Raw genomic sequence first — 20,832 nt, 5'->3', positions numbered from 1 at the left:
CTTGCGGCTACATATCACGCCATGCGTGACAACGGCGCGCTCGGATCGCGCGGAACCACGCGCGCCGCGCCGAAGTGGCAGGAGAACGTGCTGCCGCGCCCGACCTCGCTCTCGATGTCCAGGCGCGCCTGGTGCAGGCCGAGGATGTGCTTGACGATCGACAGCCCCAGGCCGGTGCCGCCGCTCTCGCGCGAGCGGCTGCTGGAGACGCGATAGAAGCGCTCGGTCAGGCGCGGGATGTGGTGCGCGGGGATGCCGTAGCCGGTGTCGCGCACCGCCAGCACCACGCCGTCGCCCTCGCGCGCGAAGCGCACCGCCACCCGGCCGCCGGCCGGCGTGTAGCGGATCGCGTTGGTGACCAGGTTGGAGAACGCGCTGTGCAACTCCTTGTTGGAGCCGAGCAGGTCGCATTGCGCCTCGTCGACGACCTCGATCGCGTGCTTGCCCTGGCTGTGCGCCTCGGCCTCGCGCTTGAGCGTGGCCAGCATCGGCGCCATCGCCACGTGCTCCTCGCCGAGTTCCTCCTGCGATTCCAGCCGCGACAGCGTGAGCAGGTCCTCCACCAACTGCGCCATGCGCTGGCTCTGCTTGCGCATCTCCGCCAGCATCGGGCCCGAATCCGGGAAATCGTCCGGGTCGAGCATGTCCAGGTAGCCGTGCACCACGGTCAGCGGCGTGCGCAGCTCGTGCGAGACGTTGGCGACGAAATCGCGGCGCACTTGCTCCAGGCGCAGCAGCTTGCTGACGTCGCGCGCGATCAGCAGCCAGTAGTCGTCCGAATAGGGGATCAGGCGCAGGCTCAGGCGCAGGTTGGGATCGATCGGCGAGGGCGCGTCGAGCATCGGCTCGGCGTTGCGCCCGGCCGCCAGCCAGTGCGCGAGCGGCAGCGGCTGCAGGCGCTGCACCACCGGCACGCCAAGGTCGCCCGGATGGCGCAGGCCGAGCAGGCCGCGGGCGGCCTCGTTGAACCATTGCACGCGCTGGCTGTTGCGGTCCACCACCACCACCGCGTCCGGCAGGGCCGCGGCCGCGGCGCGGTAGGTGCGCAGCATCTCGACCAGCCGGCGCTTGCGCGCGCGCATCTCGGCCTGGCTGCGATACAGCAGCCGGTCCAGTTCGTTCCAGGCGCCCGTGGCGTGCGGCGGTTCCCAGCGCTGGCGCGCGGTCAGGCGCCGCAGCACCCGGCGCAGCCGCCAGTAGTGCCACACCAGCGCCGCCAGCGCGGCCAGGGCCAGCGCCATCCACACGTGATCGATCGCCCAGCCCACCAGCAGGGCGGACAGGAGCAGCAAGGCCAGGGTGCCGAGGGTCTTGAACCAGGCGGAGCGGATGTGTTCGGGCATCTAGAACGGGTTACGTACTTTGAGATGAGGTGCGTTGGCTGTCAGCGGTGCGGAGCCGGTCAAAGTACATAACACGCTCTACAACGGCGCAGGGCGGACGGAAGGGCGGTGCGTCGCCGCCCCGCGGGCATCAGGTGGCCGCGGAGAAGCGGTAGCCGGAGCCGCGCACGGTCTGCACCATGTTGTCGAGCCCGAACGGCTCCAGCGTCTTGCGCAGGCGCCGGATGTGCACGTCGATCGTGCGTTCCTCGACGTACACGCTGCCGCCCCACACGTGGTCCAGCAACTGGGTGCGCGTGTAGACGCGCTCGGGGTGGGTCATGAAGAAGTGCAGCAGGCGGTATTCGGTCGGGCCGATCGGCACCGGCGTGTCGCCGGCGAACACCCGGTGCGCGGCACCGTCGATGCGCAGCTGGCCGACGGTCACGCTGCCGTCCTCGTCGTCCTCGCGGGTGCGGCGCATGACGGCGCGGATGCGCGCCAGCAGCTCGCGCGCCGAGAACGGCTTGACCACGTAGTCGTCGACGCCGGCTTCCAGCCCGCCGACGCGGTCGTTCTCCTCGCCGCGCGCGGTCAGCATGATGATCGGCACCTCGCGGGTCAGCTGTTCCTTGCGCCAGCGCCGGGCCAGCTCCAGGCCGCTGGTGCCGGGCAGCATCCAGTCCAGCAGGATCAGGTCCGGCACCCGGTCGGCGATCGCCGTCTGCGCTTCGCGTGCGTCGCCGGCATGCACCGGCTCGAACTCGCCCTTGCGCAGAGCGAAGGCCACCATGTCGCGGATCGAGGGTTCGTCATCGACGATCAGGATGCGTTTCTGCACGCAGGACACCGTCAGTCTTTCGGATGCGTGTCAGTAGACTACGGTTTTATGACGGAAACGTGACACTCCGGGGCGGTGGCGGGACGGCTCGTCAGCGTTGGGACAGGTCCGGGTCGCGGATGCCCTGGCGGCGCATTTCCAGCACGGTCGGGGTAATCGCCGCGATCCGGGCATCCACCCGGGAGCGGGTAACGTAGTCCAGGTCGTCGCGCTTCTTCAGCGCCTGCAACTGCAACAGGGCCTGTTCGGGGCGCCCGTTCAGGAACGCCGCCTCGGCGTAGGCCTCGCTGGCCCGGGCGGTGTCGCCGGCCAGCTCGCAGGCGCGGGCGTAGGCCTGCTGGAAGGTCGGGTCCTCGCCGGACTGCCGCAACAGCGGCTCCAGGACCTGCCGGGCCCGCTGGCCGGATTCGCGGGTGGCCTGCTCGTTGAGCATGCCGGCGTAGGTCAGGGCCACGGCGCGGTTGTTCGGCAGGCGCTTGAGCAACTCGTCGAAGCGGGCATTGGCCTGCTCGTGCTGGCCGGCCCGCGACTGCGCCTCGGACAGGCCCAGTGCCAGCCACAGGTTGTCGGGGTGGGCCTCCAGCAGCGCCCCGAAGTCGTGCACCGCCTCGGCCGGCCTGCCGCCGTTGCGCAGCCGCGCCAGCGCCAGACCGTAGCGCTGCGCATCGGTCAGCCCCCGGCTCGCGCTGCGGCGGATGTCCTCGTACTCGCGGATCGCCGCCGAGGGAGTGTTGGCGCTGAGCACGCGCAGGCGCTCCTTGGCCCAGTCGAACTGGCCGCTGGCGCCGCGGTCCTGGAGGTCGAGCGGCACCCGGAACGTGGAGGGCAGCAGCGGGTTGCCCACCGCCCCGAGCGGCTCGGCCAGCGACGGGTCGGCCGGGTCGACGCGCTCCTGGCGCGTGCCGCCCGGCGTGGTGGTGGTCAGCAGCACCGTGTTCTTCTTCATCTGCTCGGCGCGGGCCTTGGCCTCGCCGATGCGGGTGAGGGTGACCGGGTGGGTCTGCAGGTAGTCGGGCGCGCTGTAGCCGCCCTGGTTGCCGCGCATCGCCAGCGACATCCGTTCGAAGAACCCGGCCATGGCATCCACGTCGTAGCCGCTGCGGGCCAGCGTGCGGATGCCGAGGCGGTCGGCCTCGGCCTCGTTGGAGCGGGTGTAGTTGATCTGGCGCTGCGCCATCAGCCCCATCGCGCTGCTGATGCTGGCCATCGTCGCATCGCCGCTGGAGCTGCCCCCGGCCTGCTGCGCGGCGATCACCGCCGCCAGCATGCCGAGCAGGATTGGGATCTGGTCGCGCTGGGCGCGCTCCACCCCGCGCAGCACGTGCTGCTGGGTGACGTGGGCGATCTCGTGCGACAGCACCGCGGCGACCTCGTCCTCGCGCTCGGCGGTGAGCACCAGCCCGGCATTGACCGCGATGTAGCCGCCCAGCGTGGCGAAGGCGTTGATCTGGCGCTCGCGCAGCATGAAGAAGGTGAACTTCTGCTGCGGTTGGTCGCTGTTGGCGCCCAGCCGGGTCCCCATCGACTGCAGCCAGTCGTCGATCAGCGGATCGTCCAGCACGTAACCGTAGTTGCGCAGCTCGGCCAGCATCATCTTGCCGTACTCGGCCTGCCGCGCCGGCGTGAGCAGCTCGCCGGCCGACGAGCCGATGTCGGGCAGCCGGTTGTCCTGCGCGGGCGCAACGCCGGCCGCGATGGCCAGGGTGACGGCGGCGGCGATCGGCAGAAGACGCACACGAAGCTCCGGTCTTGGACGGCGGGAAGGGCGCGGGACGGGCCCGGATGAACCCGGGCCGATCCACAGTGTTGCGGCGGCGGCCTCGAAATTCCAGCCGGGGACTACCATATGGACCACCAAATCCACACGGAGTTTCCCGTGAGCCAAGAGACCGCCGCGGGCGCCGGCCCGCAGATCACCCTCTATTCCACCGCCGTCTGCCCGTATTGCGTGGCGGCCAAGAACTTCCTCAAGAGCAAGGGCCAGAGCTGGACCGAGGTCCGCATCGACCTGGACCCGGCCGAGCGCGAGAAGATGATCGCGCGCGCCCGGCGCACCAGCGTGCCGCAGATCTTCGTCGGCGACGTCCACGTCGGCGGCTACGACGACATGATGGCGCTGCACCGCGCCGGCAAGCTCGAACCGCTGCTGGCCGGCCAGGCCCCGGAGGCCGGCGCATGAGCGCGGACGGCAAGGAGCAGGATCGCGTCCGCGAGTTCACCGAGTTCCGCCAGCGCATGAACCAGCGCATCCTGGCCGAGCCGAACCAGGTGGTGCGTCGCTTCTTCGCGCTCGATACCCAGACCTACCAGGCCGGCGCGCTCGACGTGAAGACCAAGGAACTGCTCGGCCTGGTCGCCTCGATGGTGCTGCGCTGCGACGACTGCATCAGCTACCACGTCGCCCAGTGCAAGGAGGCCGGGGTCACGCGCGAGGAATTCTTCGAGACCTTCTCGGTCGGCCTGGTGGTCGGCGGTTCCATCGTGATCCCGCACCTGCGCCGCGCGGTGGATTTCCTCGACCAGCTCGAAAGCGGCCAGGCGGCCGCGCCGGCCGGACACGACCACGGCTGAGGCCTTCGCGCGGGCCCGGCCCGGAGAAATCGACGCGCCGTCCCCGCCCGCGCGGGGACGGCGCCGATGGCTTGGCCGGCGTTCTTCCCGGGTCCATCAGACCAAGGTCGGTTTGGGGCGCCGGAGCCGCTTCGGGCATAATTACCCGTGAAACCTCCTTGCGTCGGCGATCCGTGGTACCGGCCGGCGCGACCCCCTCTGATCGGAATCCAACACCTATGACGCAGACAATCACGGTCATCCGCGGCGATGGCATCGGCCCGGAGATCATGGATGCCACCCTGTTCGTGCTCGACGCGCTGAAGGCAGGGCTGGAGTACGAATTCGCCGATGCCGGCCTGGTCGCGCTGGAGAAGCACGGCGACCTGCTGCCGGAGGCCACCCTGGCCTCGATCGCCAAGAACAAGGTCGCGCTGAAGAGCCCGCTGACCACCCCGGTGGGCGAGGGCTTCAGCTCGATCAACGTCGCGCTGCGCCGCAAGTTCGACCTGTACGCCAACGTGCGTCCGGCCAAGTCGTTCCCGAACACCAAGTCGCGCTTCGCCGACGGCGTGGACCTGATCACCGTGCGCGAGAACACCGAAGGCGCCTACCTGAGCGAAGGCCAGACCGTGTCCGAGGACGGCGAGACCGCGTTCTCCGGTACCCGCATCACCCGCAAGGGTTCCGAGCGCATCGTGCGCTACGCCTTCGAACTGGCCAAGAACACCGGCCGCAAGAAGGTCACCGCGGTGCACAAGGCCAACATCATCAAGTCGACCTCGGGCCTGTTCCTGAAGGTCGCGCGCGAAGTCGCCGCGCAGTACCCGGACATCGAGTTCCAGGAAATGATCGTCGACAACGCCTGCATGCAGCTGGTGATGCGCCCCGAACAGTTCGACATCATCGTCACCACCAACCTGTTCGGCGACATCATCTCCGACCTGTGCGCCGGCCTGGTGGGCGGCCTGGGCCTGGCGCCGGGCGCGAACATCGGCACCGACGCGGCGATCTTCGAGGCGGTGCACGGCTCGGCCCCGGACATCGCCGGCCAGGGCAAGGCCAATCCGTGCGCGCTGCTGCTGGGCGCCGCCCAGATGCTCGACCACCTCGGCCAGCCGCAGAACGCCGAGCGCCTGCGCAACGCCATCGTCGCCACGCTGGAGGCCAAGGACTCGCTGACCCCGGACCTGGGCGGCACCGGCAACACCATGGGCTTCGCCAAGGCGATCGCCAGCCGCCTGTAAGCGCACGCGGCAGTACCCGCCGTACCGGACGGGGCGCCCCAGGGCGCCCCGTTTGCGTATGGCCGGCGGCGCCGGATCCGTGCGATTCCCGCACAGGCCCTGTGCCGGCCGGCGGCTGGTTCGCGCGTTCCGCGCTCCGCATCCTGTGCGCCTTCTTCCATCGCACAGGAGCTTGCCCATGAACGTCGCCGCACTCGGCCTGGCCAGCCTGATCGGCATGGCCGCCGTCGCCTCCGCCGAACCGTCCCATCCCACCATCCGCCACATGGCCGGCGCGCCGGCGGTCGCCTCGCTCGACCCCGCGAAGACCGCCCTGCTGGTGATCGACTTCCAGAACGAGTATTTCGACGCCGGCGCCGCGCCCGGCTTCGCCGGCGGCCGCATGGTCGTCCCCGACGGCCCCGCCGCGCTGCACCAGGCCCGCCGCCTGCTCGATTTCGCCGACGCCAACGGCATCCGCGTGATCCACGTGCAGCACGTGCTGCCGGCCGGCGCGCCGCTGTTCGCGCAGGGCAGCGCCAGCGCCGCCTTCCATCGCGACATGCAGCCGCGTGCCGGCGAGACCGTGGTGCGCAAGGGCGATGTCAGCGTGTTCGCCGGCGCATCGGCCGCCGCGCTGGACAAGGCGCTCGAGGACGCCGGCATCGACACCCTCCTTTTCGCCGGTCTGCAGACGCACGCCTGCGTGGTGGGCGCGGCGCGCGATGCCGCGGCCGCGCCGCGCGGCTACCGGGTGATCGTGTCGTCCGACGCCACCGCCAGCCGGGACCTCGAACTGGCCGGCGGCCGGCGCATCGGCCATCGCGCGCTGCACGAGGCGTCGCTGGCGCAAATCGAGGATGCGTTCGGCGACGTGATGACGACCGACGCCATCCTCGCCCTGCCGGTGCGCAGGGCCGGCGACGGCGCTTGATAAGCTCGCCGCGCCCGCGCCTGGCGGGCGCCATCGGGGATCGCCGGCCAATGGACCACTTCGCCGCATTGCGCGCATTGCGCAGCATCGTCGAGACGGGCAGCTTCACCGCCGCCGCCGAGCGCCTGGGCACCACCCATTCGGCGATGTCCCGGCAGCTGCGGCAACTGGAGGAGCACCTGCAGGTGCGGCTGCTGGACCGCAACAGCCGCCGGCTGTCCCCGACCGAGGCCGGCCGTGCCTACTACCGCGAGAGCGTGGAATTGCTGGACCGGCTGGAGGCGGCCGACAACCGGGCCCGGGCCGGCCAGGCCGAACCCGGCGGCCGGCTGCGCATCAGCGTGCCGCAGGTGGTCGCCAGCCAGGAGCTGCCGCAGTGGCTGCCGGGTTTCCTGGCCCGCTACCCGGGGGTGGCGCTGGACCTGTCCGCCGACGACCAGCTGGTCGACGTGGTCGGGGGCGGTTTCGACATGGCCCTGCGCATCGCGCCGGCGCTGCCGGACAGCCAGTTGGTCGCGCGCGAACTGGCCTGTTGCGAACGGATCCTGGTGGCGGCCCCGGCGTACCTGGCCCGCCATGGCTTGCCGCGGCAGGTGGCCGAACTGTCGCGGCACGTCCTGCTGGAGTTCAGCCCGACCGCGGCACGCGCGCCCTGGCGCCTGCAGGGCCCCCGCGCGGCCGAGGCGGTGGTCGAGACCGGCCAGCGGCTGCGGGTGGACGCGACCCCGGCCCTGCATGCGGCCGTCCTCGCCGGCATCGGCATCTCCCTGTTCACCGCGCTGACCGTGCAGGAGGACCTGCGCGCCGGGCGCCTGGTCCGGGTACTGCCGGCGTGGCACGCCGGCCATCGCCGCTATTTCGCGCTGTATCCCCATGCCCGCGCGCTGGCGCCCAAGGTGCGCGCGCTGGTCGAGTACCTGGGGACGCACTATGCCGCCCAGCAGGCCGGCCTGGCCGGGGCGCGGGCATGAAAAAGGGGCGCCCCGCGGGGCGCCCCTTCGTCGGCTTCCGCCTGGCCCGGATCAGCGCTGCTGGATCTTGGACAGCAGGCGCAGGAACTCGATGTACAGCCACACCAGCGTCACCATCAGGCCGAACGCGCCGTACCACTCCATGTGCTTCGGCGCGCCCTGCGCGACGCCGCTCTCGATGAAGTCGAAGTCCAGCACCAGGTTCAGCGCGGCGATCACCACCACGAACAGGCTGAAGCCGATGCCGATCCAGCCGGACTCGTGGATGTAGGGGATGCCGACGTTGAAGAAGCCCAGCACGATCGTCGCCAGGTAGACCAGCGCGATGCCGCCGGTGGCGGCGACCACGCCCAGCTTGAAGTTCTCGGTCGCCTTGACCAGGCCGCTGCGGTAGGCCATCAGCAGCGCGAACAGCGTGCCGAAGGTGAGCAGCACCGCCTGGAACACGATGCCGTTGAAGCGGGCCTCGTACACTGCCGAGATCGAGCCGAGGAAGAAGCCTTCCAGCAGCGCGTACAGCGGCGCGGTCACCGGCGCCCATTCCTTCTTGAAGATGGTGACCAGCGCGAACACGAGCCCGCCGATCGCGCCGCCCAGCATGTACAGCCGCGCCGAGGGCAGGGGCATGCCGTCCGGCCCGACGGTCTGGTACCAGGCGAAGGCGGCGGTCAGCAGCGCGAGGAAGAGCAGGGCGGCGGTCTTGTTGACGGTGCCGCCCAGGGTCATCGCCGCGCCGTCGCGGGTGACGACCGCGCCGCTGCCGATGTCGAGGAAGGTCGATTCCTGGAGTGCGGGATTGCCGCTGCGCATCATGTCTGTTCTCCCTGTTAGGTGCTGGCCGGCGGAGTGCCGATTCCTGCCCCGAAGCATAGCCGAAGCGACCGAATCGCGATCCGCGATTGACACGGGTCGGCGCGATTCATCAAAATAGCCGACCTTTCGAGCCTTCGGGCAAGAGAGGGTCCGTTCCGCCGGGGTATAGCGCAGTCTGGTAGCGCGCCTGCTTTGGGAGCAGGATGTCGGGGGTTCGAATCCCTCTACCCCGACCATTCCGGTTCCAGGTTGCGGAATGCGAGTCCGGTCCGGGCGCCCGTAGCTCAACTGGATAGAGCACCGGCCTTCTAAGCCGGCGGTTACAGGTTCGATTCCTGTCGGGCGCGCCATCGGCGGTCGGGCAGGGCAGGTTTTCAGTGGTGGCTGTAGCTCAGTTGGTTAGAGTACTGGATTGTGATTCCAGTTGTCGGGGGTTCGAGTCCCCTCAGCCACCCCACTGAATGCTTCCTCGATGTTTCGCCGAGGGTGTTGCAATCGAGGGAAAGCGTCCTATAATGGGCGACTCAGTTTCAGGGCCGTTAGCTCAGTTGGTAGAGCAGTTGACTCTTAATCAATAGGTCCAAGGTTCGAATCCTTGACGGCCCACCAAATCGAAAAAGGCATCCGCGCGCGGGTGCCTTTTTCTTTGCGGGTGTCCCTGCAACAATGGGCGCCGCCGCGGCCGTGCGGCCCAGCGAAAGTGGCGGAATTGGTAGACGCCCTGGATTTAGGTTCCAGTGCCGCAAGGCGTGGGGGTTCGAGTCCCCCCTTTCGCACCATCCCGACGGGGCATCGGGCCTGGTCCGCCGCTGGCAGCGGCCGCCATAATCGGCGAAACTACAAGGCTCGGCGGACTTCCGTCCGCGTTCGTCAACCCGTTTTCTTCACTACGTGCCGACCCCCGGGGGCGTCGGTGGCAGGAGTCAACATGCAAGCTTCGATCGAATCGACCGGCAATCTGGAACGCCGACTGACCTTCACCCTGCCGGAAGATCGTCTGCAGTCCCACGTCGGTGGACGCCTTGGCGAAATCGCGCGCACCGCGCGGATCAAGGGTTTCCGCCCGGGCAAGGTGCCGGCCAAGGTGATCGAGCAGCGCTTCGGCCAGCAGGTGCGCGCCGAGGCGCTCGACGGCCTGCTGCGCGAGACCTTCGACTCGGTGGTGCGCGAGCACGACCTGCGCATCGCCGGCGCGCCGCGCATCGATCGCGCCGGCGAGGGCGAGCTGGACTTCGTGGCCACGGTCGAGCTGGTGCCCGACTTCGGCGACATCGACGTCGCCAAGCTGAACGTGATCCGCCACACGGCCGAGGTCACCGAGGCCGACATCGACCAGATGATCGACAACCTGCGCCTGCAGCGCCGTACCTGGCAACCGGTCGAGCGCGGCGCGCAGGCGGGCGACCTGGTCGCGCTGGAGACCTGGTCGCAGGCCGGCGACGAGCGCCTGCCGGCCGAGGGCGTCGAGAAGGGCAGCAGCATCCTCGGCTCGGGCGTGATGTTCGACCAGATCGAGAAGGGCCTGGAAGGCCTGGCCAAGGGCGAGGAAAAGACCCTGTCGGTCGACTTCCCGGCCGATTGGCGCGTGCCGCAGCTGGCCGGCAAGACCGTCCAGGTGCACGTCAAGGCGGTCGAGGTCTCCGAGCCGGTGCTGCCGGAGGTGGACAAGGCCTTCATCAAGAGCTTCGGCGTCAAGAGCGGCGAGCTGGAACAGTTCCGCGCCGACATCCGCTCCAACCTGGAACGCGAGTTGAAGGGCGCGCTGATGAACCGCCTGCGCCGCGAGGTCGGCGAGCAGCTGATCGCCGCGTTCGCGCACGTCGAACTGCCGCCGCGCCTGGTCGAGGGCGAGGCCCGCTCGATGCTGGCCCAGCAGGTGGAGCAGATCCGCCGCAGCGGCCGCGACCCGGGCCCGGTGCCGGCCGACGCCCACCAGGGCTTCATGGACGCCGCCCGCAAGCGCGTGCTGGTCGGCCTGCTGGTCGGCGAGGTCGCCCGCCGCAACGAGCTGCGCCTGGACCCCAAGCGCGTGAGCGAGACCCTGCGCCTGATCGCCTCGACCTACGAAGAGCCGGAGCAGGTCATTGAGATGTACCGCAACGATCCCCAATTGATGGGGGGACTGCAGAGCCGCGTGATGGAAGAGCAGGTGATCGACTGGATCGCCGAGCGCGCCCAGCACACCGAGCAGGCGCTGTCGTTCCAGGAAGCCATCCGGGCCTGAGGCACGGCTGGCTTCCGCACTGGCCCGCGTCCCGGCGCGGGCTTCCCAGAAGCGGGCGCCGGCTCAGGTCGGGGCCAGAACAGGAAGACCCATGAGCATTGAGACCAAAGCCCTGAACCTGGTGCCGATGGTGGTCGAGCAGACCAGCCGCGGCGAGCGCGCGTACGACATCTATTCGCGCCTGCTGAAGGAGCGCCTGATCTTCCTGGTGGGCCCGATCGACGACCACATGGCCAACCTGGTGGTGGCGCAGCTGCTGTTCCTCGAGGCGGAGAACCCCGAGAAGGACATCAGCATCTACATCAACTCGCCGGGCGGCGTGGTCACCGCGGGCATGGCGATCTACGACACCATGCAGTACATCAAGCCCGACGTGAGCACGATCTGCGTCGGCCAGGCCGCCTCCATGGGCGCGCTGCTGCTGGCGGCGGGCGCGGCCGGCAAGCGCTACGCGCTGCCGAACTCGCGGGTGATGATCCACCAGCCGCTGGGCGGTTTCCAGGGCCAGGCGACCGACATCGACATCCACGCGCGCGAGATCCTGACCCTGCGCGCGCGCCTGAACGAGGTGCTGGCCAAGCACACCGGGCAGTCGCTGGAGACGATCGCGCGCGATACCGAGCGCGACAACTTCAAGAGCGCCGTCGACGCGCAGGCCTACGGCCTGGTCGACCAGGTGCTGGAGCGCCGCCCGGAAGAGTCGATCCAGCCCACTTGATCGGCCAAGTTCTGGAAAACACAGGAAAATCCGGCAGGGTCGGGTATGGGCTGGTGTCCTCCCGACCCTGTGCTATTCTCGAAATCGAACCCCCGTTCATCGGGTGGGGTAACTGGGTAACAGAAGCATGAGCGAAGACCGCCAAGGTCGTTCCGGCGACAGCAACAAGATTCTCTACTGCTCGTTCTGCGGCAAGAGCCAGCACGAGGTCCGCAAGCTGATTGCAGGTCCAAGCGTGTTCATCTGCGACGAGTGCGTCGAGCTCTGCAACGACATCATCCGCGAGGAGCTCGAGGAGAAGGCGCAGTCGGCGCGTTCCAGCCTGCCCAAGCCGAAGGAAATCCTCGAGGTCCTCGACCAGTACGTGATCGGCCAGCAGCGCGCCAAGCGCACGCTCGCGGTGGCCGTGTACAACCACTACAAGCGGATCGAGAGCCGGCAGAAGAACGACGACGTCGAACTGGCCAAGTCCAACATCCTGCTGGTCGGCCCGACCGGCTCGGGCAAGACGCTGCTGGCCGAGACGCTGGCGCGCCTGCTCAACGTGCCGTTCACGATCGCCGACGCGACCACGCTGACCGAGGCCGGCTACGTCGGCGAGGACGTGGAGAACATCATCCAGAAGCTGCTGCAGAAGTGCGACTACGACGTCGAGAAGGCGCAGCAGGGCATCGTCTACATCGACGAGATCGACAAGATCTCGCGCAAGAGCGAGAACCCGTCGATCACCCGCGACGTGTCCGGCGAGGGCGTGCAGCAGGCGCTGCTGAAGCTGATCGAGGGCACGGTGGCCTCGGTGCCGCCGCAGGGCGGGCGCAAGCATCCGCAGCAGGAGTTCCTGCAGGTCGACACCAAGAACATCCTGTTCATCTGCGGCGGCGCGTTCGCCGGCCTGGACAAGGTGATCCAGCAGCGCTCGACCGAGGCCGGCGGCATCGGCTTCGGCGCCAAGGTGAAGAGCAGCGAGCGCAAGCAGGAAGTGGGCAAGGTGCTGGCCGAGGTCGAGCCGGAGGACCTGATCAAGTTCGGCCTGATCCCCGAGTTCGTCGGCCGCCTGCCGGTGGTCGCCACGCTCGAGGAGCTCGACGAGCCGGCGCTGATCAAGATCCTCACCGAGCCGAAGAACGCCATCACCAAGCAGTTCAAGAAGCTGTTCGAGATGGAGGGCGTGGAGCTGGAGTTCCGCCCCGACGCGCTGTCGGCCATCGCCAAGAAGGCGCTCAAGCGCAAGACCGGCGCGCGCGGCCTGCGCACCATCGTCGAGTCGGTGCTGCTGGACACGATGTACGAGCTGCCGTCGCAGGAGAACGTCGGCAAGGTCGTGGTCGACGAGTCGGTGATCGAGAACAAGTCCGAGCCCTACCTGATCTACCAGAACCCGCCGGTGCCGGCCAAGGCCGCTTCCGGCGACTGAAGCCCCTGTTAAGGATTGTCGCCGCCTCGTAACCCGTTGAGCGGAAAAGACATTCCAACGACTACTTGCAAGCCCTCGCCGATGGCCCCATAACGGGGCCATCGGCTTTTTTGTGAGTCCCTCGCAAGAGCCCGGCACGGCCCCGTGCCGGGTCTTTTCTGGGAGCCCCTTCACAAGGGCGGCGCGCATTCAGGTGCGCGGACCCCCTTAGTCGTTGCCCCGCATTCCCCCTCTTCCGGAGCCCCTCATGGCCCAGGCCCAAACCGAAGTACTCGACCTGCCGGTGCTGCCACTGCGCGACGTGGTGGTGTTCCCGCACATGGTCATCCCGTTGTTCGTCGGCCGAGACAAGTCGATGCGCGCGCTCGAGCAGGCGATGGAGGCGGACAAGCGCATCCTGCTGGTGGCGCAGAAGTCCGCCGAGACCGACGACCCCGTCGCCGGCGACCTGTACGAGGTCGGCACGCTCGCGCAGGTGCTGCAGCTGCTCAAGCTGCCGGACGGCACCATCAAGGTGCTGGTCGAGGGCCTGACCCGGGTGCGCGTGGACAAGGTGGTCGAGCGCGACGGCGCGCTGCAGGGCCGCGGCACCGAGATCGCCTCCGTCGACACGCGCGAGCCGCGCGAGGTCGAGGCGATCGCGCGCTCGCTGATGTCGCTGTTCGAGCAGTACGTCAAGACCAACCGCAAGCTGCCGCCGGAGCTGCTGCAGACCCTGGCCGGCATCGACGAACCGCGCCGGCTGGCCGACACCATCGCCGCGCACATCGGCGTGCGCCTGGCCGACAAGCAGCGCCTGCTGGAGACCACCGACGTCGGCGAGCGGCTCGAACTGCTGGTCGGCCTGGTCGACGGCGAGATCGACGTGCAGCAGCTGGAGAAGCGCATCCGCGGCCGGGTCAAGTCGCAGATGGAGAAGAGCCAGCGCGAGTACTACCTCAACGAGCAGATGAAGGCGATCCAGAAGGAACTGGGCGACCTCGACGACGCGCCTGGCGAACTGGAGGAGCTCGCCCGCAAGGTCGCCGAGGCCGGCATGCCCAAGGCGGTGGAGACCAAGGCCAAGAACGAGCTCAACAAGCTCAAGCAGATGTCGCCGATGTCGGCCGAGGCCGCCGTGGTGCGCAACTACCTCGACTGGCTGCTCGGCGTGCCGTGGAAGAAGCGCACCAAGGTGCGCAAGGACCTCAAGGTCGCCCAGGAGACGCTGGACGCCGACCACTACGGCCTGGAGAAGGTCAAGGAGCGCATCCTCGAATACCTCGCCGTGCAGTCGCGGGTGAAGAACATGAAGGGGCCGATCCTGTGCCTGGTGGGCCCGCCCGGCGTGGGCAAGACCTCGCTCGGCCAGTCGATCGCCAAGGCGACCAACCGCAAGTTCGTGCGCATGTCGCTCGGCGGCGTGCGCGACGAGGCCGAGATCCGCGGCCATCGCCGCACCTACGTCGGCTCGATGCCGGGCCGCATCGTGCAGAACCTCAACAAGGTCGGCAGCAAGAATCCGCTGTTCGTGCTCGACGAGATCGACAAGATGTCGATGGACTTCCGCGGCGATCCGTCCTCGGCGCTGCTGGAGGTGCTCGACCCCGAGCAGAACAACGCCTTCAACGACCACTACCTGGAAGTCGACCTCGACCTGTCCGAAGTGATGTTCGTGGCGACCTCGAACTCGCTGAACATCCCCGGTCCGCTGCTGGACCGCATGGAGGTGATCCGCATCCCCGGCTACACCGAGGACGAGAAGCTCAACATCGCCGCGCGCTACCTGGTGCCCAAGCAACTGAAGGCCAACGGCCTGAAGCCCGAGGAACTGGCGATCGAGGAAGACGCGATCCGCGACATCGTGCGCTACTACACGCGCGAGTCGGGCGTGCGCAACCTGGAGCGCGAGGTCGCCAAGATCTGCCGCAAGGTGGTCAAGGAGATCGCCCTGGCCGGCCCGCAACCGGCCAGGAAGCCGGCCAGGAAGAGCGCGAAGAAGCAGGCGGCGCTGGTCGTCGTCGACGGGGCCAACCTCGACAAGTACCTGGGCGTGCGCCGCTTCGACTTCGGCCGCGCGGAAGAGCAGAACGAGATCGGCCTGGTCACGGGCCTGGCGTGGACGGAGGTCGGCGGCGACCTGCTGCAGATCGAGTCCACGCTGGTGCCGGGCAAGGGCCAGCTGATCCTGACCGGCCAGCTGGGCAACGTGATGAAGGAGTCCGCGTCGGCGGCGCTGTCGGTGGTGCGCTCGCGCGCCGAGCGGCTCGGCATCGACGTCGACTTCCTGCAGAAGCACGACGTGCACGTGCACGTGCCGGACGGCGCCACGCCGAAGGACGGCCCGAGCGCCGGCATCGCGATGGTGACGTCGCTGGTCTCGGTGCTGACCAAGGTGCCGGTGAAGGCCGACGTGGCGATGACCGGCGAGATCACCCTGCGCGGCCGGGTGTCGGCGATCGGCGGGTTGAAGGAGAAGCTGCTGGCCGCGCTGCGCGGCGGCATCCATACCGTGCTGATCCCGGACGAGAACCGCAAGGACCTGGCCGACATCCCGGCGAACGTGACCCGCGACCTGCGGATCATCCCCGTGAAGTGGATCGACGAGGTGCTGGACCTGGCCCTGGAGACGCCGCTGAAGCCGAAGCGCATCAAGGAAAAGGCGCGCAAGGCCACCGGCGGCGTCGCGGTGAGGCGCAAGTCCAAGCCGTCGCAATCGACCCGCGTCAAGCACTGATCGCGCGCGCTGACAAGTCCCGAAAAGCAGCCAAAACCCGCGCCGTTATTGGGTTTTGGCTTGCTTGTGCCTGACCCCGCTGGTATAAAAGCACGACTCGCGAGGGCGGTATCTGCTGCGTTCGTCGATTAAGAATGTTGTCGGATTTCACTGTTCGTCGTGACAGGAAGGCCGATTCTCGATTCCGCGGTACTGACCGCAACAGGAGTTCAAAAGAATGAATAAAACCGAATTGATCGACGGCGTCGCCGCCGCTGCTGACCTGTCCAAGGCCGAAGCCGGTCGCGCCGTCGACGCGGTCGTGAGCGAAATCACCAAGGCGCTCAAGAAGGGCGACAGCGTGACGCTGGTGGGCTTCGGTACCTTCCAGGTCCGCGAGCGCGCCGAGCGCACGGGCCGCAACCCGAAGACGGGCGACTCCATCAAGATCGCCGCTTCGAAAAATCCTTCCTTCAAGGCTGGCAAAGCGCTGAAGGATGCCGTAAACTAGTCGACTCGCTAGGGTGCTTAGCTCAGCGGTAGAGCGTCTCCCTTACAAGGAGAGGGTCGGGGGTTCGAAACCCTCAGCACCCACCAAGGCACCAGCAGCAAGGTTTCAAGCGCGGAGCGGTAGTTCAGCTGGTTAGAATGCTGGCCTGTCACGCCGGAGGTCGCGGGTTCGAGTCCCGTCCGCTCCGCCAGTAGCATGAAGCCCCTGAGAGATCGGGGGCTTCGCTTTCTCCGAAGGCCACGGCCTTCGGCGGAGGCAACGGTTTTCGAAAAATGGAGCGGTAGTTCAGCTGGTTAGAATGCTGGCCTGTCACGCCGGAGGTCGCGGGTTCGAGTCCCGTCCGCTCCGCCATTCGAATCGTCAACCCCCGGCAGCGATGCCGGGGGTTTTTTGTTGGCGAAGACCCCGGCCCGCCCACCGGCGCCGCTGGGTGCGGCGCACGGAAGCGGGTTAAACTGCACGGCTCGCCATCAGGCTCGATACCCCATGCTGCAGAAACTCCGCGACAAGACCTCTGGCTGGATCGCCACGGCCATCCTGGGGCTGCTGATGATCCCGTTCCTGTTCGTCATCGACAACAGCTATCTCGGGGGCGTCGGCGCAGGCAACGTGGCCAAGGTGCAGGCGCCGCCGACCTGGTGGCACTCGGCGCCGTCGTGGTGGCCGGTCTCGATGCTCTGGCAACACCACGAGATCAGCACGCAGGACTTCCGCACGCGCTTCGAACAGGTGCGCATGCAGCAGCGGCAGCAGCTGGGCGACAACTTCGACCCGCGCGAGTTCGAGTCGCAGGAAAACAAGCTCAGGGTGCTCGACCAGATGATCGACGAGCAGGTGGTGCGCCTGGCCGCGGAGAACGCGGGCATCGTGGTCGGCAACGACGCGGTGCGCGACTACATCGCCAGCATCCCGGCGTTCCAGGTCGACGGCAAGTTCAATCCCGACCAGTACCGCATGGCGCTGGCGCAGGGGACGCCGCCGCGCACGCCGATGCAGTTCGACGCGCTGGTGCGCGACGGCCTGCAGCAATCGGTGATCCCGGACGCGATCATGGGATCGTCGTTCGTCACCAAGGCGGAGTCGGAGCGGATCCTCAAGCTGCTGGGCGAGACGCGCGACGTCGAGCTGGCGACGCTGCCGCCGCCGGCCGCGGACACCTCGCCGGTGAGCGATGCGCAGGCCAAGCAGTGGTACGAATCGCACGCCGCCGACTTCCGCCAGCCGGAGACGGTGACGATCGAGTACGTCGAACTCAATGCCGCCAACATGCCGCCGGTGCAGCCGGCCGACGAGGCGACGCTGCGCAAGCGCTACGAGGACGAGAAGGCGCGTTTCGTCGAGCCGGAACAGCGCCTGGCTTCGCACATCCTGATCAGCGCGGGCGGCGACGCGGCGGCGCAGAAGGCGGCCGAGGCCAAGGCGGCCAAGCTGGCGGAAGAGGCCAGGCAGCCGAATGCCGACTTCGCCGCGCTGGCCAAGGCCAATTCCGAAGACCCCGGTTCGAAGGACGCCGGCGGCGACCTCGGCTGGGTCGAGAAGGGCGTGATGGTCAAGCCGTTCGAAGATGCGTTGTTCGCGATGAAGCCGGGCGAGGTGGTCGGCCCGATCAAGAGCGAGTTCGGCTATCACGTGATCAAGCTGCGCGAGGTCAAGGGCGGCCAGGGCAAGTCGTTCGAGCAGGTGCGCGACCAGCTCGCGGCCGAGCAGCTCAAGAGCGACGCGGACAAGCAGTTCTCCGACCTCAGCGGCAAGCTGGTGGACCAGGTGTACAAGAACCCGACCGAGCTGGCTTCGGCCGCGAAGGAACTGGGGCTGTCGGTGCAGACGCTGGGACCGTTCTCGCGCAACGATGCCACCGGCATCGCGGCGAACCCGAACGTGCAGCGTGCGGCCTTCTCCGAGAGCCTGATCCAGGACGGCACGGTCAGCGACCCGATCGAGATCGGCCCGAACCACAGCGTGATGCTGCGCGTATCGGCGCATACGCCGGAGCAGGCGCTGCCGCTGGACAAGGTCCGCGATCGCGTGATCGCCGCGGTGCGGGCCGACCGCACCGAGCAGGCCGCCGCGAAAGTCGCCGATGCGTTGCTGGCGCGCCTGCAGAAGGGCGAGACGCTGCAGGCGGTGGCCGCGGCCGAGAAGCTGCAGGTCAACCCGCTCCCGGGCCTGCCGCGGACCGCGCCGATCCCGACGCCGGCGGCGAACCGCGCGATCTTCAGCGCACCGGTCCCGGCCGAGGGCAAGCCGTCGGTCGGCAAGCTGGATCTCGGCGATGGCCGTTTCGCGCTGTTCGCGGTCACCAAGGTGACGCCGGGCGACCTGGCGCAGATCCCGCCGGAACAGCAGGCGGCGTTGCGCGAGCAGCTCGGCCAGATCGAGGGCAATGCCGCCGCGCGCGCCTACGTGGAGGCGATGCGCAAGCACCTGAAGGTGCAGATCCAGGAGTCGCAGCTGTAATCGCGGCCCTCCTCCGCGAGCGCAAGAAAGCCCGGCAATGCCGGGCTTTTTTGTCGGGGCGGAACGGTTGTGCCGGGCGCGCGGAGGGCAGGGCTTGCCGACGCGGGTGCGGCGGGGCCGCGGGCGCGTCAGCGGACGTCGTCGAACGCGAGCACCATGCCGGGCTTGAGCACGCTGTCCTGGCGCAGGCCGTTGCTGGACAGCAGGGCCTTGACGGTGATGCCGTAGCGCCGGGCGATGGTCCAGGCCGACTCGCCCGAACGGACGGTGTGGGTGCGGCGCGCGCTGCGGCGGGGCGCGGGCTTGCCGGTCGCTTCCGGCGCGGGGCCGCTGTCCGCGGCGGCGACCGTGCGGGCCTCGTCGGCGGCCGCCGGCTCCGGTGCCGGCCCGGCCACCGCGACGGTTGCGCTCGCCTCGGTACGCGGGGCCAATACGGAACGCGGGACATCGCTGCTGCGGGCCTGGCCCAGCGCCGGGTTGAGCCTGCCGACCATGTCGGTCTGCAGCGCGTTGCGATGCGCCCAGCCCTGCAGGCTGGTTCCGGCTGGCAGGGTGTGCTCGTCGAGGATCGGGACCTCGCGGTCGAGCCCGGCCATCAGGCTGCCGCGGGCCTGGGCGTGGTCGAGCACGCAGGCCAGGGCATGGACCTTCTCCACGTAGGCATAGCTGGTCGGCGACAGGCCCGGCAGCGCATCGGGCCGGGCGTTCTGGGCGTTCATGCCGGCCCGTCGCATCGCCTGGAGGATGCGGTACTCGCCGGCGTTGTAGGCCATCATCGTCAGCCGCCAGTCGCCGCCGAACATGCCGTAGAGCGTCTTGAGGTAGCGGACGGCCGCGGCGGTCGAATCCACGGCCGACAGCCTGCCGTCGTAGCGCTTGCCGACCGGCACCTTGTGGTTGCGCGCGGTGGCGCTGATGAACTGCCACAGGCCGGCCGGGCCGCTGCCGCTGCGCGCGCCCGGACGGTAGCCGCTCTCGATGAACGGGATCAGCGCGAACTCGGTCGGCAAGCCGGCGGTGCGCAGTTCGTCGACCACGTAGCCGAACAGCGGCAGTACGTCCTGGTCCTCGTCGGCCAGCTGCGCGGGAGCCTTGGCGAAATGCGCCTCCCAGCGCGGGCTGCTGGCCTCGGCGTCGCAGCCCGGATCGGCGCGACCGGCCAGGAAGGCGTCGAAGATCTGCCGTCCGTTGCGCGAGGTGGCCTCGGTCGCGGAGAGCAGGCTTCCGGCGGCGGCCGGCGCGGGCGATGCCGCTGCGGCGAGGCTGCCTGGCGGGGTCGCTTCCTGCGCGCGCGCGCCCTGGATGGACAGTGCGGCCGGGAGCCCGGCCAGCACCGCCAGCAGCAAGCGCTTCATGCGCGGAAGTCGTCTTTCCAGCGCCGCAATTCGGCGAACACTTCCACCTCGTCGCGGGGCTCGCGGCCCAGGCGGCCGGCGACGGCATGGCGGATCTCCGCGGCCTGCGTGCGCAGGAACGGATTGGTGGCCAGTTCACTCTCGAGCGAAATCGGCAGGGTAGGACGGGCTGCGTGACGCATGGCCTGGGCTTCCTGTTGACGGCGCTGCAAGGCAGCGTTGGACGGATCCACCTGCAACGCGAATCGCGCGTTCGACAAGGTGTATTCATGGCCGCAGCAGACCTGGGTGGTGCCGGGCAGCGCGGCGAGACGCTTGAGCGAGGCAAGCATCTGCGACGGCGTACCTTCGAACATCCGCCCACAGCCCAGGCTGAACAAGGTGTCGCCGCTGAACAGCACGCCCTCGCCGAAATAGGCCACATGGGTGCGGGTATGGCCCGGGACCTCGATCACCCTGAATGCGCGCCCGGCCACGTCCACGGCTTCTCCGTCGGCCACGGCCCGGTAGGGAAAGTCCAGGCGCTCGTCGCGAGGGGCGAACACCGGCAGGTGCGGCCAGCGGTCGAGCAGGTCGCGGACGCCGCCGACATGGTCGCCATGGTGGTGGGTGACCAGGATGGCGGCCGGTTCCAGGCCCCGGGCGGCGGCCTCCAGGACCGGGCCCGCCTGTCCCGGGTCGACCATCACGGCGGTTCCGTCGCCGGCGGCCAGCGCCCAGACGTAGTTGTCCTCGAATGCGGGCAGGGCGGTCAGTCGCATAGAATTGGGACCATGCCTGCCGCTCCGATCCTCCGTCAAG

17 protein-coding genes and 8 tRNA genes are annotated in these 20,832 nt (G+C 68.8%); 19 read left to right on the top strand and 6 right to left on the bottom strand.

Going from position 1 to position 20,832, the window contains the following annotated elements:
- Window positions 1-14: 14 nt before the first annotated feature.
- The 3 genes from phoR to FD678_RS11810 form a co-directional block, all read right to left on the bottom strand.
- On the bottom strand, window positions 15-1,343 hold the full coding sequence (phoR, locus tag FD678_RS11820; RefSeq protein ID WP_140723422.1) for a phosphate regulon sensor histidine kinase PhoR: 1,329 nt from the start codon (window positions 1,341-1,343) through the stop codon (window positions 15-17).
- A 130-nt stretch (window positions 1,344-1,473) separates the two neighbouring features.
- Window positions 1,474-2,163 carry a phosphate regulon transcriptional regulator PhoB gene (gene phoB, locus FD678_RS11815; protein ID WP_140723419.1) on the bottom strand — a complete coding sequence of 230 codons (690 nt, stop codon included), beginning with the start codon at window positions 2,161-2,163 and terminating at the stop codon, window positions 1,474-1,476.
- Window positions 2,164-2,254: 91 nt separating this feature from the next.
- Complete coding sequence (locus FD678_RS11810) at window positions 2,255-3,898, bottom strand: M48 family metalloprotease (RefSeq protein WP_140723416.1); 1,644 nt, start codon at window positions 3,896-3,898, stop codon at window positions 2,255-2,257.
- Window positions 3,899-4,039: 141 nt separating this feature from the next.
- Here FD678_RS11810 and grxC point away from each other — a divergent pair, with 141 nt between their 5' ends.
- From grxC to FD678_RS11785, 5 genes are all read left to right on the top strand, one after another.
- Window positions 4,040-4,342: a glutaredoxin 3 gene (gene grxC, locus FD678_RS11805; RefSeq protein ID WP_256661917.1), complete on the top strand. Its 303-nt coding sequence runs from the start codon at window positions 4,040-4,042 to the stop codon at window positions 4,340-4,342.
- On the top strand, window positions 4,339-4,734 hold the full coding sequence (locus tag FD678_RS11800; protein ID WP_140723410.1) for a carboxymuconolactone decarboxylase family protein: 396 nt from the start codon (window positions 4,339-4,341) through the stop codon (window positions 4,732-4,734). Before grxC ends, FD678_RS11800 begins: the two co-directional genes overlap by 4 nt.
- 218 nt (window positions 4,735-4,952) lie before the next feature.
- Window positions 4,953-5,960 (top strand): isocitrate dehydrogenase, encoded by a 1,008-nt coding sequence (locus FD678_RS11795; protein WP_140723407.1) that lies wholly within the window; start codon window positions 4,953-4,955, stop codon window positions 5,958-5,960.
- A gap of 178 nt (window positions 5,961-6,138) precedes the next feature.
- Window positions 6,139-6,873 (top strand): cysteine hydrolase family protein, encoded by a 735-nt coding sequence (locus FD678_RS11790; protein ID WP_140723404.1) that lies wholly within the window; start codon window positions 6,139-6,141, stop codon window positions 6,871-6,873.
- A 50-nt stretch (window positions 6,874-6,923) separates the two neighbouring features.
- Entirely contained in the window at window positions 6,924-7,844 is a 921-nt protein-coding gene (locus FD678_RS11785) for a LysR family transcriptional regulator (RefSeq protein ID WP_140723401.1), read from the top strand.
- A gap of 51 nt (window positions 7,845-7,895) precedes the next feature.
- Here FD678_RS11785 and FD678_RS11780 read toward each other — a convergent pair whose 3' ends face one another.
- On the bottom strand, window positions 7,896-8,657 hold the full coding sequence (locus tag FD678_RS11780; RefSeq protein WP_177497750.1) for a Bax inhibitor-1/YccA family protein: 762 nt from the start codon (window positions 8,655-8,657) through the stop codon (window positions 7,896-7,898).
- A 159-nt stretch (window positions 8,658-8,816) separates the two neighbouring features.
- On the opposite strand from FD678_RS11780, the gene FD678_RS11775 reads away from it, so the two are divergent.
- The 14 genes from FD678_RS11775 to FD678_RS11710 all read left to right on the top strand — a co-directional run bounded on the left by FD678_RS11775 (window position 8,817) and on the right by FD678_RS11710 (window position 18,676).
- Window positions 8,817-8,893 (top strand) — tRNA-Pro (locus FD678_RS11775).
- Window positions 8,894-8,930: 37 nt separating this feature from the next.
- Window positions 8,931-9,007: transfer RNA gene (locus tag FD678_RS11770), tRNA-Arg, on the top strand.
- Window positions 9,008-9,037: 30 nt separating this feature from the next.
- Window positions 9,038-9,114 (top strand) — tRNA-His (locus tag FD678_RS11765).
- A gap of 76 nt (window positions 9,115-9,190) precedes the next feature.
- Window positions 9,191-9,266: transfer RNA gene (locus FD678_RS11760), tRNA-Lys, on the top strand.
- 85 nt (window positions 9,267-9,351) lie between these two features.
- Window positions 9,352-9,436 (top strand) — tRNA-Leu (locus FD678_RS11755).
- Window positions 9,437-9,585: 149 nt separating this feature from the next.
- Entirely contained in the window at window positions 9,586-10,881 is a 1,296-nt protein-coding gene (tig, locus tag FD678_RS11750) for a trigger factor (protein ID WP_140723395.1), read from the top strand.
- A gap of 91 nt (window positions 10,882-10,972) precedes the next feature.
- Window positions 10,973-11,599 carry an ATP-dependent Clp endopeptidase proteolytic subunit ClpP gene (clpP, locus tag FD678_RS11745; RefSeq protein WP_140723392.1) on the top strand — a complete coding sequence of 209 codons (627 nt, stop codon included), beginning with the start codon at window positions 10,973-10,975 and terminating at the stop codon, window positions 11,597-11,599.
- Between the two features lie 127 nt (window positions 11,600-11,726).
- Window positions 11,727-13,013, top strand: a complete 1,287-nt coding sequence (gene clpX, locus FD678_RS11740) for an ATP-dependent Clp protease ATP-binding subunit ClpX (protein WP_140723389.1) — start codon at window positions 11,727-11,729, stop codon at window positions 13,011-13,013.
- A 247-nt stretch (window positions 13,014-13,260) separates the two neighbouring features.
- A complete protein-coding gene (gene lon, locus FD678_RS11735; RefSeq protein ID WP_140723385.1) occupies window positions 13,261-15,729 on the top strand; it encodes an endopeptidase La in 2,469 nt (822 codons plus the stop codon).
- 217 nt (window positions 15,730-15,946) lie between these two features.
- Window positions 15,947-16,219: an HU family DNA-binding protein gene (locus FD678_RS11730; protein ID WP_140723381.1), complete on the top strand. Its 273-nt coding sequence runs from the start codon at window positions 15,947-15,949 to the stop codon at window positions 16,217-16,219.
- A gap of 11 nt (window positions 16,220-16,230) precedes the next feature.
- Window positions 16,231-16,305, top strand: a tRNA-Val gene (locus FD678_RS11725).
- A 27-nt stretch (window positions 16,306-16,332) separates the two neighbouring features.
- Window positions 16,333-16,409: transfer RNA gene (locus FD678_RS11720), tRNA-Asp, on the top strand.
- A gap of 84 nt (window positions 16,410-16,493) precedes the next feature.
- Window positions 16,494-16,570 (top strand) — tRNA-Asp (locus FD678_RS11715).
- Between the two features lie 135 nt (window positions 16,571-16,705).
- Window positions 16,706-18,676 carry a peptidyl-prolyl cis-trans isomerase gene (locus FD678_RS11710; protein ID WP_140723377.1) on the top strand — a complete coding sequence of 657 codons (1,971 nt, stop codon included), beginning with the start codon at window positions 16,706-16,708 and terminating at the stop codon, window positions 18,674-18,676.
- Between the two features lie 128 nt (window positions 18,677-18,804).
- Here the strand turns inward: FD678_RS11710 and FD678_RS11705 are convergent, their stop codons facing one another.
- Entirely contained in the window at window positions 18,805-20,031 is a 1,227-nt protein-coding gene (locus FD678_RS11705) for a lytic transglycosylase domain-containing protein (RefSeq protein WP_140723374.1), read from the bottom strand.
- Window positions 20,028-20,792, bottom strand: a complete 765-nt coding sequence (gene gloB, locus FD678_RS11700) for a hydroxyacylglutathione hydrolase (RefSeq protein ID WP_140723370.1) — start codon at window positions 20,790-20,792, stop codon at window positions 20,028-20,030. The genes FD678_RS11705 and gloB overlap by 4 nt, the downstream gene beginning before the upstream one ends.
- Window positions 20,793-20,832: the final 40 nt, after the last annotated feature.

It is taken from the genome of Pseudomonas sp. Hp2 (assembly GCF_006386585.1).
In the GTDB taxonomy this organism is placed as follows: domain Bacteria; phylum Pseudomonadota; class Gammaproteobacteria; order Xanthomonadales; family Xanthomonadaceae; genus Pseudomonas_S; species Pseudomonas_S boreopolis.
This window is presented reverse-complemented; position numbering and strand designations above follow the sequence as displayed.

Coding starts and splice junctions, on each gene's coding strand:
- clpX (WP_140723389.1), top strand. CDS start 11,727: ATGAGCGAAGACCGCCAAGGTCGTTCCGGCGACAGCAACAAGATTCTC.
- FD678_RS11705 (WP_140723374.1), bottom strand. CDS start 20,031: ATGAAGCGCTTGCTGCTGGCGGTGCTGGCCGGGCTCCCGGCCGCACTG.
- FD678_RS11710 (WP_140723377.1), top strand. CDS start 16,706: ATGCTGCAGAAACTCCGCGACAAGACCTCTGGCTGGATCGCCACGGCC.
- gloB (WP_140723370.1), bottom strand. CDS start 20,792: ATGCGACTGACCGCCCTGCCCGCATTCGAGGACAACTACGTCTGGGCG.
- lon (WP_140723385.1), top strand. CDS start 13,261: ATGGCCCAGGCCCAAACCGAAGTACTCGACCTGCCGGTGCTGCCACTG.
- FD678_RS11780 (WP_177497750.1), bottom strand. CDS start 8,657: ATGATGCGCAGCGGCAATCCCGCACTCCAGGAATCGACCTTCCTCGAC.
- tig (WP_140723395.1), top strand. CDS start 9,586: ATGCAAGCTTCGATCGAATCGACCGGCAATCTGGAACGCCGACTGACC.
- FD678_RS11790 (WP_140723404.1), top strand. CDS start 6,139: ATGAACGTCGCCGCACTCGGCCTGGCCAGCCTGATCGGCATGGCCGCC.
- FD678_RS11785 (WP_140723401.1), top strand. CDS start 6,924: ATGGACCACTTCGCCGCATTGCGCGCATTGCGCAGCATCGTCGAGACG.
- clpP (WP_140723392.1), top strand. CDS start 10,973: ATGAGCATTGAGACCAAAGCCCTGAACCTGGTGCCGATGGTGGTCGAG.
- FD678_RS11800 (WP_140723410.1), top strand. CDS start 4,339: ATGAGCGCGGACGGCAAGGAGCAGGATCGCGTCCGCGAGTTCACCGAG.
- phoR (WP_140723422.1), bottom strand. CDS start 1,343: ATGCCCGAACACATCCGCTCCGCCTGGTTCAAGACCCTCGGCACCCTG.
- FD678_RS11795 (WP_140723407.1), top strand. CDS start 4,953: ATGACGCAGACAATCACGGTCATCCGCGGCGATGGCATCGGCCCGGAG.
- FD678_RS11730 (WP_140723381.1), top strand. CDS start 15,947: ATGAATAAAACCGAATTGATCGACGGCGTCGCCGCCGCTGCTGACCTG.